The sequence below is a fragment of the Xanthomonas sp. GW genome (assembly GCF_014236815.1).
In the GTDB taxonomy this organism is placed as follows: domain Bacteria; phylum Pseudomonadota; class Gammaproteobacteria; order Xanthomonadales; family Xanthomonadaceae; genus Xanthomonas_A.
In genome coordinates, this window is record NZ_CP051189.1 from 836,363 (window position 1) to 849,169 (window position 12,807).

Below are 12,807 nucleotides of genomic sequence, written 5' to 3' on the forward strand. Positions count from 1 at the left end.
GGGGAAGGTGGCCAGCACGGCCACCGGCATGTCAGGGAACGGCGACCAGCACGGCCACCGGGAACTCGGCGAACAGGTCCGCCACCGGCATCGAGGCCGATGCCGTGAGGTCGCGCCCGCTCAGCACGTTCCTGTACTGTGCCGCGGGCAACGTCAGAAAGGTGTTATGCCAATCCAACTGCGCGCGTAACGGCGCCGCCGCATCCAGCGCTTGCGCCGCGGCGGTGAGGCGCGGCACCACCACCAGCAAGGTCTTGCCGGCGTGTTCGCGCGCGAAGCCGAGCACGTGTTGTGCGTGCGGACCCTGCGCCTGCAGCGGGCGATAGCCGCCATGCGCGAACAGCGCCGGATGCGCGCCACGCAGATGCAGCAGCTGCGCGGTCAACCAGGCCTTGATGTGGCCGCTGTGCCAGTCGCGCAGCAGCGCCGGCGCTGCGGTGTCGTCGTGCAGCCAGGCCTGGCGCAGCGCATAGTCCACCGGGCGGCGGTTGTCCGGATCGACCAGCGACAGGTCCCAACCTTCGCTGCCCTGGTACAGATCGGGCACGCCAGGCACGCTCAGCCGCAGCGTGGTCTGCACCAGGCTGTTGAGCGCGCCGGCCGGGGCCAGCGCGGCCGCGGCCTGCGCCAGCGCCTCGCGCAGCGGCGCGCCGGCCGGCGCCAGCAGCGCCGCGTCCAGCAGCGCGCGCGCGCCGCGTTCGTAGGCTTCGTCCGGCCAGGTCCAGTAGGTGCGCAGCTTGGCTTCGCGTGCGGCCTTCAGCTGCCAGGCGCCGATGCGCTCGGCGTAGTCGGCCAGGCCGGCGGCATCGTCGCTGGCCAGTTCCAGCGGCCAGGCGGCGACCAGCATCTGCCACAGCATCAGCACGTCGCCGGGCAGCGGCGCGGCGCTGCCGGCCGGCAACAGGTCGGCGGACAAGGCCTGCAAGCGCGCCACCTGTTCGGCCCACCACGGCGCCTGCGCACTGAGCACGGCCAGGCGCATGCGCACATCTTCGCCGCGCTTGTGGTCGTGGGTGGCGGTGGCCAGCAGCGCGCGCGGATGGTGTTGCGCGCGCGTGGCGTTGGCGGCGTGGAAATCTTCCGGCGTCCACGCGAACACGTCCGGGTCGCTGCCGACCTCGTTGCGCGACAGCAGCACGCCGTGGCGATAGAACGCGGTGTCCTCGACCGACTTGGCGTTGAGCGGCGCCGACAGCTGCTCGATGCGCCGGCGCACGATGCGCCGCAGCGCGATCTGTGCCTTGCCGGTGCCGCGGCCGTCGCGGCTCCAGCGTTCGATCGCGTCGATCGCCGCGCACACCCGCGGCTCGGCACCATTGCGCGCACGCTGCGCGGCCTGCGCCAGGCGCGCCGCATCGGCTTCGTCCAGGCCATCGGGGCCGGCGTAGGTGCGGTACACCTCGAAGTGCCGCAATAGCGCCATCAGCCCGCGCGCCAGCATCTGCGGGCTGAACTCGCGGGTGGCCGGGTCCAGGTGCGCGGCGGCGGCCAGCGCCTGCACGGTGCGCACGAACTCGGTCTGCAGCGAACCTTGCAGGATCTCGTCGCGCGCGGCGCGCTGCTCCTGGCCAAAGTCGCCGCTGCGGCCGGTCTCGCGGCGCCACAGCGCGGTCAGCGGCGCGGCGCCGGCCGGGTCGTGCAGCACGCCGGCGACCTGGTCCATGAAGTCGTAGCCGGTGCTGCCGTCGCACGGCCAGTCGCTGCGCAGGGTTTCCTGCGGCGCCAGGATCTTCTCGATGTACAGCGCGATGCCGCCGGCGGCGATGCCGCGGCGGCGCCCGGCACGGTCCAGCTGCGCGCGCAACCGCTGCACGTAGCCGGTGGGGTCGGCCAGGCCATCGACATGGTCCACGCGCACGCCGTCCAGGTGGCCTTCGGCGACCAGCCGCAGCGGCAGTTCGTGCACCGCGGCGAACACGTCGTTCTGCTCCACGCGCAGCGCGGCCAGCGAGGTGATGTCGAAGAAGCGGCGGTAGTTGAGCATGTCGTTGCCGACCCGCCACCAGGCCAGCCGGTAGCACTGGCGCTCGATCAGCCGATGCAGCGCGTCGTCGCCCAGCCGCGCCGCGTCGTTGAGCCGTGCCGCCCAGGCCTGGCGCGCTGCCGGCGGATCCTGGGCCACGGCGCCTTCCAGGCGGATCGGAAAGCGCTGGTCGTGGTGTTCCAGCTCCACTTCACCGTCCTCGGCCACGCGCAGTTGCAGCGCGCCTTCGCTGAGCGCCTGCGCATAGCTGCGGTCCAGCACCGGCAGCCACAGCTTGCCGTCGCGTCCGGGCGCGCGCCAGTCGATGTCGAACCAGCCGGCATGGCGGCTGCGCCGGCCATGCTTGAGCACGTCCCACCACCATGGATTTGCCGCGTGCGCGGCCATGTGGTTGGGCACGATGTCCAGGATCAGGCCCATGCCGTGCGCGCGCACGCGCTCGGACAGGTGCAGCAGCGCCGGTTCGCCGCCGAGTTCGGGATTGACCTGGCGCGGATCGGTGACGTCGTAGCCGTGCGTGGAGCCGGGCACCGCGCAGCCGATCGGCGACAGGTACAGATGGCTGATGCCCAGGCCGGCGTAGTAGGGCACCTGCGCGGCGGCGTCGAGCAGGGTGAAGCCGGCGTGCAATTGCAGGCGCGCGGTGGCGCGCAGCGGGGTGAAGCTCATGCGTCGGTTCCTTGCGCGGGTGAGGCGTTGCGGCGCGCGCGCGCGAACGCCTCCAGGCGGGTGTCGAGCGGTGCGCCGGCCGCCGCGGTGTCCGCTGCCGGCAAGCGCCGGCGCCAGTTCGGGTGGCCATCGACGGTGCCGGGCAGATTGGGTTGCTGCTCCAGGCCCAGCGCGTCCTCGGCCGGCAGCAGCGCCAGCGGCGAGGGCGTGGCGGCGACGAAGCGCAGCGCGTCCAGTTCCGGGTCCTGCGCCTGCGGCAGCGCCGCGGCGACCGCGGCATCCATGCGCGCCACCTCGGCGCTGCGGGTCAGGTGGTCGGCGCGCTGCTGCACGGCGTCGGACAGCAGCAGGCGGCGGCGCCAGTCGATGTCCTCGCCGCGGCGCCAGCCGCGCAGCGTCGGCAGGTCGTGGGTGGTGGTGGTGGCGATGGCATCGCCTCGCCATTGCGCCGGCGGCAGGAACGCGCCCTTGGCGTCGCGGGTGAACAGCAGCACGTCGATGCCCATCACTCCGCGCTGCGACAGTTCGGCGCGGATGCCATCCGGCACCACGCCCAGGTCTTCGCCGATCACGATCGCGCGGTGCCGCCACGATTCCAGCGCCAGCAGGCGCAGCAGGTCGTGCAGCGGATAGCGCAGGTACACGCCGTCGGCGGAACTGGCGCCGCGCGGGATCGTCCACAGCCGCAGCAGGCCGAGGATGTGGTCGATGCGCACGCCGCCGCGGTCGCGCATCACCGCACGCAGCAGTTCGATGAAGGGCGCGAAGCCGCTGGCGCGCAGCCCGGTCGGCGAATAGCCGCCGATGCCCCAGGCCTGGCCGTCGCCGTTGAATGCATCCGGTGGCGCGCCCAGTTCCAGCCCGGCCAGCACCGCCTGCGGCCAGGCCGCGGCCTCGGCACCGCCTGGATCGAAGCCCACCGCCAGGTCGGCGATCAGGCCGATGCCCATGCCGGCAGCGCGCGCCTGCCGCTGCACGCCGGCCCAACTGCGCGCGGCCAGCCACTGCGCGAAGCTGTGCAAGGCCGGATCTGCATCGCCGAAATCGCGCGCGGCGAACGCGGCGTAGTCGCGCAGCGCGGCGCCGCGTTCGTGCTGGAACGCCGCGAAATCCGCGTGCAGCGCGGCGTCGGCCTGGGCGAAATCGGCATGCAGTTGGCGCAGCCACTGCCACTTCGCCGCGGCCGAGGCCGGCCAGTCGATCAGCGCGCGCGTCTGCGCGTCGGCGAAGGCCTGTTCCAGCCCGGCCGCCTGCATGGCGCGCTGCGCTGCCGCGGCGCCAAGCACGCGTGCCGGGGCGGCCTGCAGCGGATCCAGGAAACGGCGGTCGCCCGGCGAATACGGGCTGTAGTGCGTGCCGATCGGCCGCGCCGCATGCACCGGACTCAGCGCGATCGCATCGCCGCCGGCACGTGCGATGCGCTCGGCCCAGGCGGCGACGCCGTCCGCATCGCCGATGCCGGCGTCGCCCGGGGCTTGCGCCGAATACACCTGCAGCGACAGGCCCCAGCGCCGCGGCGCGTCCTCGCCGACTGCGTCGGCCACGCCGTAGCAACGCGCCGGCGCCACCGCCAGCGTGGTGTGGCGGTCGCCGTGCTGCAGGGTCCAGTAGCCGTGGGCATCCAACGCGGCGACACGGCCCTGCGCATCGAAGCGGCCGTCGCGACTGCTGCCGTCCTCGTGCTCGAGCCGGTACGCCGCGCCCGTCGCGCCGCCGGCGTCGATCGTCGTGCCGACGTCGGCGGTCAGCAACGGCGCGGCGCTGCCGCCGCCGGCCTGCAGCCGGCGCAGGCTGTCGCGGCAGGCGGCGTCGTCGTGCGCGTCTAGGCCGAGCGCGCCGAGCACGCTGCGCAGCGTGTCCGGGCCGACCGTCCGCGGCGTGTCGGATGCGTCGATCCAGTCGACCAGCAGGCCGGCGGCGGACGCCAGGGTGTGCAGGGGTGTATCGGTCATGAGCGAGTCGGGGCCGCGGCAATGGGGAAAGAAGGACGCACAGCCGCCGCCGCGCGCGCGGCGCACCTGTCGGGCAGGCGCACGCTCGCGGGCGACGAACGGAATGGGCAGCTTGCCGGAAGCGCTGTCGCGGTGGCGTCGCGACAGCCCGCGCTCACGTTGCGGAACCGGCTCGGTAGCGGGCGACGAAGGCGTTCGGCGGCAGCTGCGCCGGATCGTCGCCGGCGTTTTCGGCATACACCGTCACGCCGGGCAGATCCAGCGCCACCGGCGTGTCGCCGAAGTTCGCGGCCACGTGCCACTCGCCGTTGCCCAGGTTCCAGCCGGCGGCCACCGCCTTCGGCCCCAGCGTGCGCGCGCCTATCGCGCGCGCCTGGGGCAACGCCGGCACCAGGTGCTGGCGGCGCAACGCCATCAGCGCCACAAACCAGTCGCGCCAGCGCGCGCCGTCGCCATGGGTGGCATCGCTGATGTCGGCGATGGAGGCTTCGAACGTGCTCGGCGCGTTCGGGTCGGGAATGGTCGCGCGCTGCGCGGGATCGGCGAACGCGGCGAAATGCGCGAACTCGCGGCGCCGGCCTTCGCGCACCGCCTCGTCCAGCGGCGGCGCGAAGTCGGTGAAGAACAGGAACGGGGTGCGGCTGCCCCACGGCTCGCCCATGAAGAACAGCGGGATCATCGGGGTCAGCGCGGTCAGCGCCAGCGCCGCGCGCAGCGCCGGCTCGGACACCTGGGTGATCAGCCGGTCGCCGCGCGCGCGGTTGCCGATCTGGTCGTGGTTTTGCGCGAAGATCACGAACTTGTGCGGCGGCAGCTGCACGCTCGGCTCGCCGCGCGCATGCCCGCGGTGGTCGGCCTGGCCCTGGTAGGCGAAGCCTTCGCCCAGCACTCGCGCCAGGTGCTGCGCCGGCGCATCGGCGAAGCCGGCGTAGTAGCCCTCGTCCTCGCCGGTCAACAGCACGTGCAGGCTGTTGTGGAAATCGTCGTCCCATTGCGCGCTGTAGCCGCGCTCCAGCACGCCGGCCTGGTTGGCCTCGTTTTCCAGCACCAGGTGCACGTGGCGCCCGGCCGGCACGCTGGCCGCGATCGCCTCGCGCAGCGTGTCCAGGAACGCGTTCGGCACGATCGCGTGCACCGCGTCCAGGCGCAGGCCGTCGAAGCGGTATTCGTGCAGCCACATCAGCGCGTTGTCGATGAAGTAGCGCTGCACCGGCGCGAGCCGGAAGTCGATCGCCGCGCCCCACGGGGTCGGCGCGTCTTCGCGGAAGAACGCCGAGGCGTACTGGCCGAGGTAATTGCCGTCCGGGCCGAAGTGGTTGTAGACCACGTCCAGGAACACGCTCAGGCCCAGGCCGTGCGCCTCGTCGATCAGCGCCTTCAGTTCGTCCGGATGGCCATAGGCCGCGGCCGGCGCGTACGGCAGCACGCCGTCGTAGCCCCAGTTGTGGCGGCCGGGGAAGGCGGCCAGCGGCATCAGTTCGATCGCGGTGACGCCCAGCGCCGCCAGCGTGCGCAACTGCGCGCGCAGCCCGGCGTAGCCGCCGCAGGCACCCACGTGCAGTTCGTAGAACACCGTTTCCGCCCACGGCCGCCCGCGCCAGGCGTCGTGCTGCCAGCGATAGCCGTCGCTGGCCAGCACCGCGCTGGCGCCATGCACGCCGTCGGGCTGCCAGCGCGAGGCCGGGTCCGGCACCGGTTCGCCGCCATCGATCGCATAGCGGTAGCGGGTGCCGGCGGCGCAGGCCACGGTCGCGGTGAAATAGCCGTCTGCGGCGGCGGCCAACGGCTGCCGGCTGCCGTCGTCGAACACGATGTCGACGCTGCTCGCGTCCGGTGCCCACAACACGAAGCCGACCTTGCCGTCGGCGGTGGGCCAGGCGCCCTGGCGCAGCGCCGTGGGCGAAGCGGTGGCGGCGTCGCCGGTCGGCGTTGCGCTCGTTGCGATGTTCACGTCAATGCTCCGCTTGCAGCCAAATGGTGGACAGCGGAGGCAGGGTCAGCGCCAGCGATTGCGCATGCCCGTGCATCGGCTGCGCGACGCTGCGCAAGGCGCCGCCGTTGCCCTGGTTGGAGCCGCCGTAATGGCCGCTGTCGGTGTTGAGGATCTCGCGCCACAGCCCGCTGCGCGGCACGCCGAGCCGGTAGTCGTGGTGCACGTTAGGGGTGAAGTTGCTCACCGCCAGCAGCGGCGGCGCGCCACCGGCGCGGTCGTGGCGCACGAAAGCGAACACGCTGTTGCGGTGGTCGTCGGCCACGCTCCATTCGAAGCCTTCCGCCGCGCGGTCGCTGCGGTACAGCGCCGGCAATGCGCGCAGCTGGCGGTTGAGGTCGCCGACCAACCGCGCCACGCCGCGGTGCTCCGGGCGCTGCGCCTGCGCCCAGTCCAGCGCGCGGTCGTGGTCCCATTCCTGCCACTGCCCGAATTCGCCGCCCATGAACAGCAGCTTGCGTCCCGGGTGCGCCCACATGAAGGCCAGATAGGCGCGCAGGTTGGCGAAGCGCTGCCAAGTGTCGCCGGGCATCTTCGCCAGCAGCGAACCCTTGCCGTGCACCACTTCGTCGTGCGACAGCGGCAGCACGAAATGCTCGGAGAACGCGTACACCAGGCCGAAGCTCATCTCGCTGTGGTGGTGCTGGCGGTGGATCGGGTCGCGCCGCATGTAGCTCAGCGTGTCGTGCATCCAACCCATGTTCCACTTGTGGCTGAAACCCAGCCCGCCCTGTTCCGGCGGGGCGGTCACGCCCGGCCAGGCGGTGGATTCCTCGGCGATCACGCGCACCCCGGGGAAGCGTTGCGCGATCTCGGCGTTGAGCCGGCGCAGGAACGCGATCGCCTCCAGGTTCTCGCGCCCGCCCTGGGCGTTGGGCACCCATTCGCCCTCGTTGCGGCCGTAGTCGCGGTACAGCATCGCCGCCACCGCATCCACGCGCAGGCCGTCGACGTGGAAGCGCTCGATCCATTCCAGCGCGCTGCCGATCAGGTAGGCGACCACTTCGGCGCGGCCGTAGTTGTAGATCAGCGTGTTCCACTCGCGATGCACGCCTTCGCGCGGATCGGCGTGTTCGTACAGTGCGGTGCCGTCGAAGCGCTGCAGGCCGTGCGCGTCGTCGGGAAAGTGCGCGCCGACCCAGTCCAGGATCACCCCGATCCCGGCGTGGTGGCAGGCATCGACGAAGCGCGCGAAACCGTCCGCGTCGCCATGTCGCGCGGTCGGCGCGAACAGGCCCAGCGGCTGGTAGCCCCAGGAGCCGCCGAACGGATATTCGGTGATCGGCAGCAGTTCGATATGGGTGAAGCCCAGTTCCTGCACGTACGGGATCAGCTGCGCGGCCAGCGCGTCCCACTGCAGCGGCTGGCCGTGCGCGTCGTGGCGCCAGGAGCCGGCGTGCAGCTCGTAGATGCTCATCGGCTGCGCGGCGCCGGCGCGCGTTTCGCGCTGCGCCAGCCAGGCCGAATCGTGCCAGGCGAAGTCGGCGGCGCTCGGCACCACCGAGGCGGTATCCGGCGCGCGCGTGCTATGGCGGGCGACCGGGTCGGCCTTGCGCGGCAGCGGCGTGCCGTCGGCGTCGAGGATCTCGTATTGGTAGTGCTCGCCGCCGCGCAGCCCCGGCACGAACAGTTCCCAGACGCCGGCCTGGCGATGCAGACGCAGCGGATGGCGGCGGCCGTCCCAGCCGTTGAAGTCGCCGACCAGCGCGACCCGCCGCGCATGCGGCGCCCACACCGCGAAGCGCACCCCGTCGACCGTGCCGATACGGGTGTGGTGCGCGCCCAGCGCGGTGCGCAGCGCGGCGCCATCGCCCTCGGCCATGCCTTGCAGCCAGGCCTCGTCCAGCACTGGGCCGAAGGCGTACGGATCGTCGATTTCCTGCACCGCGTCCGGCCACACGATGCGCAGCCGATAGGCTGTCGTGGTCTTCAGTTCGCCTTCGAATACGCCCTCGGCCTCCGGGTGCGCGCGCATCCGCGCCACCAGTTTGCCGTTGCCGTCGAGCAGGCCCAGCGCGTCGGCGCCTGGGACCAGCGCACGCACCCGGAGCACGCCGTCGTCGCCGGGATGCGGGCCCAGCCAGGCGAACGCGTCCACCGCGTCGCCGCGCGCCAGCGCCTGCAGGGCGAGGCGTTCGCGCTGATCGTTCGCCGCTTCCAGCGGCGCGTCCCACACCGGGATCGCGTCCGGCGCCTGTTCCCGTTCGCTCATGCCACCGCCGGCGACAGCGGAGCAGTGCGGTCGTACAGGGCCATGTACTTGCGCCCGGCCAGATCCCAACCGCTGGGCCGCAGCATCGCCGCGCGGCGCATCGCCTGCAGCAGACCGGGCAGGCGGAAGGTGCGGAACACCCGCTGCAGGCAGCGGCGCAGGCCATCGGCGGACGGCTCCTCGAACAGGAAGCCGGTCACGCCATCGTCCACGGTATCGATCAGGCCGCCGGTGGCGTGCGCGATCGGCAGGCTGCCGAAACGCTGCGCATACATCTGGCTCAGCCCACACGGTTCGAAGCGCGACGGCATCAGCAGGAAGTCCGAGCCGGCGAACATGCGCCGCGCCAGGCGCTCTTCGAAGCCGATATGGGCGCCGACATGGCCGGGGAAGCGCCGCGCCAGTGCCGCCACCGCCTGCTCGATCTGCGGCTCACCGCCGCCGATCACCACGATCTGGCCGCCGGCGGCGACGATCTGCGGCGCCACCTCGCAGATCATGTCCAGGCCTTTCTGGTGCACCAGCCGCGAAACCACCGCGAACAGCGGGCCGTCGCTGTCGATCAGGCCGAACGCGCGACGCACCTGGGCCGCGTTCTCGCGCTTGCCCTGGACCTGGTCGATGCCGAAATGGGTATGCAGGTGATCGTCGGTCCGCGGGTCCCAGCTGGCGTCGATGCCGTTGACGATGCCGCTGAGGCGGCCGCTGGCGGCATGCCGGGCCAGCAGCGTGTCCAGGCCGCAGCCCTGCGCCGGGCCGGTGATCTGCGCCGCGTAGCTGACGCTGACCGTGTTGACGTGGTCGGCGTGGACGATGCCGGCGCGCAGGAACGACATCTGCCCGTAGAACTCCAGGTCCTGCAGGCCGTTGTCGGGAATGCCCAGCGCGTTGGCCATCGCGTACGGGAACAGGCCCTGGTAGGCCAGGTTGTGGATGGTCAGCAGGCACGGCGTGCGCCCGCCGGACCAGCGCACATAGGCGGCGGCCAGCGCGCACGGCCAGTCGTTGAGATGCAGCAGGTCCGGATTCCAGTCCAGCCCGGCGCGGCCGCCGGCGATCTGCGCGGCGGCGTGCGACAGCGTGGCGAAGCGCAGCGCGTTGTCTTCCCAGTCGCGGCCTTCGCTGGACACGTAGGGCGAACCCTGGCGCTCGAACAGCTGCGGGCATAGCAGCACGTACACGCACAGGCCGTCGGGGCGGTCCGCGCGGCCCAGCGCGCAGGCCGGCAGCCCGGCGTGCGCAGCGATGTGGCCGACGATCTCCAGCGGACCGGTCTTGCGCAGCACCGCCGGGTAGCCGGGGATCAGCACGCGGATGTCGCAGCTGCCGCGCAGCGCGCGCGGCAGCGCCGCGGCGACGTCGCCCAGGCCGCCGGCCTTGATGAAGTCGGCCATTTCCGAGGTCACGAACAGGCTGGCGCGGCGCGGCGCCGGCTGCAGCTTGACGGTGACTTCGGCAGTGCGGATGAAGCGTCCGCGCGCATCGCGGTGGCGGCGCCGGGGCGCGCGCAGGACCGGGTGGGTGTCGCGTTGTCTATCGGGCAGATCGGCGGGCGGGGAGGCGACATTGGCGATTCCGTCGGGGAGGGGGACGGGCACACGGAAAACGACTGCCGTCGCGTGTCCGCAGCGGGCGCGCGACGTGAAACCGGAAAAAAAGAGGGGCGGCACAACCCAGCGGGTCAGCGCCTCTTCAGTAATGTACGAACGCAGCGATAAAAGGGGCGTGAAGCGCGTGGCTTGTCTACGCTGCGCCCGCCGCGTTACCGCATAGTGATTTCGCCGCAATACAGTGGGTTAGACCCGCACAGCCGATGAACCGTTTAGTTTCCTTTCCGGTGCCGCCGTCCGCCACGCCGCTCGGCATGAATGCGCAGGTTGCGCTGTCTTCATCGGGCCTGTGCTGCAATGCCGGCATGAACCAACCGGACCCAAGGATGCGACGCGAGCTGGACGGCTTCGTATTGGATGCCGTCCTCGCCGCGGCGCCGGACGGCGTGCTGCTGCCGCAGATCCGCATCTCGGACGCGCAGGGCGCGGTGTTGAGCCGGCATGCGTTCGATGGCGTGTACTTCGGCGATGTTCGCGCAGGGGAGCACTTCGTCGCCGAACGTCTGGCGGCGATCCGTTCGGCGCAGTATGGAAAATTGGTGTTCGGCTGAGCGGCGCCGTTCTGTACGCCGGTATCGGCGCGGGCCGTGCATCGGCCCTGCGTCAGTGCGCTGGCTGCAGGCGCTGCAGCGCCGCCAGCAGGCCGGCATGGCTGTAGGGTTTGGGCAGGAAACCAGTATGCGTCGGCAGCGCGGCGGTGTCGGGATGTTTCATGCCGGAGGTGAGCAGGGCCGGGATCTCGACCGCGCGCCGGCGCAGTTCGCGCACCATGGTCACGCCATCGCAGCCGGGCATCTGCACGTCGCTGAAGATCAGGTCGACATCGGGGTCCTGTTCGAGCAAGGCGAGCGCCTCGTGGGCGGTGCCGGCGGACAAGACCCGGTAGCCGTCGGCGTCGAGCATCATCCGAGCCAGTTCGCGAATCGTCTGGTCATCCTCAACCAAAAGAATGGTGGTGAGGGCGCAAGTGCCACGCATAATGCTGATACCGCCGCGTTTTCAATACTGGCAGCTTCACGATTCAGCGGTGAAGCGCTGGTGACGCTGCGGTGATGCCGATATGCTCGACCCACTCATCGCGAGACCCCGCTTGTCCACTCACGCCCGCTATCGACAGATCGTCGAACTCTCGCACGACTGCATCAAGGAGATCGGCCGCGACGGTGTCGTGCGTTCGATCAACACGCGCGGCCTGCGCCTGCTCGGTGCTGCCGAGCCCAAGCATGTCGTCGGCCGCGCCTGGCAGGAGCTGTGGCCGGAGGAGATGCGGCCGCTCGCGGAAGCGGCGTTCGCCGCGGCCTTGCGCAACGAGCAGTACGAATTCTGGGCGCAGCGCGAAACCTTCGACGGCCGGCCACGCTGGTGGCACGTGCAGGCCAGCCCGCTGACCAACGTCGATGCCGAAGTGGAAAGCGTGCTGGTGATCAGCCGCGACGTCACCCAGCATCGCCAGATCGAGGAGGCCCTGCGCACCCTGGGCGATCTGCCGCAGGCCGGCGCCGGCGCACCGGCGCAGGTCGTCGGCGAGATGCTGGGACAGCAGTTGCAGGCCGAGCACATCGAGCTGCGCGGGCAGCTGGACATCGCCCTCGCCGCGCAGCGCGTCGCCGAGCGGGCCATGACCCAGGCGCAGAAAGGCGAGGCGATCGGGCAAATGCTGGCCGGCATCGTGCACGACTTCAACAACATGCTGCAGACCGCGATGACCTCGGTGAGCATGGTCGCCGAGCATCCGCAGCGCCTGCAGCCGGACCAGCGCAAGCTGCTCGGCATCGCCGGCGACGCGCTGCAACACGGCGCGCGGATGACCCGGCGCCTGCTCGGCTTCGCCCGCGCGCACCCGGTCAAGCCGCAGTGGCTGGATCTGTGCGAGGTGGTCGCGCACATGCAGCCGCTGCTGGCGCAGGCCTTGGGCGGCGAAATGAAGCTGCAACTGACCAGCCTGGCCGGCGGCGCCACTACCTATGCCGACCGCAGCTCGGTCGAGCAGGCGGTGCTGAACCTGGCTTTGAACGCACGCGACGCCTGTCAATCCGGCGACGTGGTGTCGATCCGCTGCGGCAGCTTGCAGGTACCGCCAGAGCAGGCTGCGGCGCTGCGCCAGCCGGGCCGTTACGTGACCCTGTCGGTCAGCGATCAGGGCGAGGGCATGTCCGAGGACACCAAGTCGCGACTGTTCGAGGCCTATTTCACCACCAAGCCCGAGGGCAAGGGCACCGGCCTGGGCCTGGCCCAGGTCTACGGTCTCGTGCGCCAGGCCGGCGGCTTCGTCGACGTGGACTCCGAACTGGGACGCGGCACCACCATCACCCTGGCGTTCCCGTACGTCGCCGAAGCGCCGCCGGGCGAGGGCGGCGACAGCGCCGCGCTGCCGGCACCGGCCTGAGCCG

The 12,807-nt window shown here is 71.6% G+C and carries 8 protein-coding genes; 2 read left to right on the forward strand and 6 right to left on the reverse strand.

The genetic code is table 11. The annotated features are described in order from the left end of the window. Positions 1-31 precede the first annotated feature (31 nt). From treY to glgA, 5 genes are all read right to left on the reverse strand, one after another. Positions 32-2,653, reverse strand: a complete 2,622-nt coding sequence (gene treY / locus HEP73_RS03615) for a malto-oligosyltrehalose synthase (protein ID WP_185822153.1) — start codon at positions 2,651-2,653, stop codon at positions 32-34. Beyond that, the gene (gene malQ / locus HEP73_RS03620; protein ID WP_185822154.1) at positions 2,650-4,605 is read right to left on the reverse strand and encodes a 4-alpha-glucanotransferase; all 1,956 of its coding nucleotides are present in this window, start codon (positions 4,603-4,605) and stop codon (positions 2,650-2,652) included. The genes treY and malQ overlap by 4 nt, the downstream gene beginning before the upstream one ends. A gap of 154 nt (positions 4,606-4,759) precedes the next feature. Continuing rightward, a complete protein-coding gene (gene treZ / locus HEP73_RS03625) occupies positions 4,760-6,496 on the reverse strand; it encodes a malto-oligosyltrehalose trehalohydrolase (RefSeq protein ID WP_185823280.1) in 1,737 nt (578 codons plus the stop codon). A gap of 61 nt (positions 6,497-6,557) precedes the next feature. Further along, the gene (locus HEP73_RS03630; RefSeq protein ID WP_255423661.1) at positions 6,558-8,807 is read right to left on the reverse strand and encodes a 1,4-alpha-glucan branching enzyme; all 2,250 of its coding nucleotides are present in this window, start codon (positions 8,805-8,807) and stop codon (positions 6,558-6,560) included. Next, positions 8,804-10,318: a glycogen synthase GlgA gene (gene glgA / locus HEP73_RS03635; RefSeq protein WP_185823282.1), complete on the reverse strand. Its 1,515-nt coding sequence runs from the start codon at positions 10,316-10,318 to the stop codon at positions 8,804-8,806. Before glgA ends, HEP73_RS03630 begins: the two co-directional genes overlap by 4 nt. A gap of 326 nt (positions 10,319-10,644) precedes the next feature. On the opposite strand from glgA, the gene HEP73_RS03640 reads away from it, so the two are divergent. Continuing rightward, positions 10,645-10,968, forward strand: coding sequence for a hypothetical protein (locus tag HEP73_RS03640; RefSeq protein WP_255423662.1), 324 nt, complete (start codon positions 10,645-10,647; stop codon positions 10,966-10,968). A gap of 52 nt (positions 10,969-11,020) precedes the next feature. On the opposite strand, the gene HEP73_RS03645 is transcribed toward HEP73_RS03640, so the two are convergent. Continuing rightward, positions 11,021-11,320 (reverse strand): response regulator, encoded by a 300-nt coding sequence (locus HEP73_RS03645; RefSeq protein ID WP_255423663.1) that lies wholly within the window; start codon positions 11,318-11,320, stop codon positions 11,021-11,023. 187 nt (positions 11,321-11,507) lie between these two features. On the opposite strand from HEP73_RS03645, the gene HEP73_RS03650 reads away from it, so the two are divergent. Further along, entirely contained in the window at positions 11,508-12,803 is a 1,296-nt protein-coding gene (locus HEP73_RS03650; RefSeq protein WP_185822156.1) for a two-component system sensor histidine kinase NtrB, read from the forward strand. The last annotated feature ends 4 nt before the right edge of the window (positions 12,804-12,807 follow it).

Coding starts and splice junctions, on each gene's coding strand:
- treY (WP_185822153.1), bottom strand. CDS start 2,653: ATGAGCTTCACCCCGCTGCGCGCCACCGCGCGCCTGCAATTGCACGCC.
- malQ (WP_185822154.1), bottom strand. CDS start 4,605: ATGACCGATACACCCCTGCACACCCTGGCGTCCGCCGCCGGCCTGCTG.
- HEP73_RS03630 (WP_255423661.1), bottom strand. CDS start 8,807: ATGAGCGAACGGGAACAGGCGCCGGACGCGATCCCGGTGTGGGACGCG.
- HEP73_RS03645 (WP_255423663.1), bottom strand. CDS start 11,320: ATGCTCGACGCCGACGGCTACCGGGTCTTGTCCGCCGGCACCGCCCAC.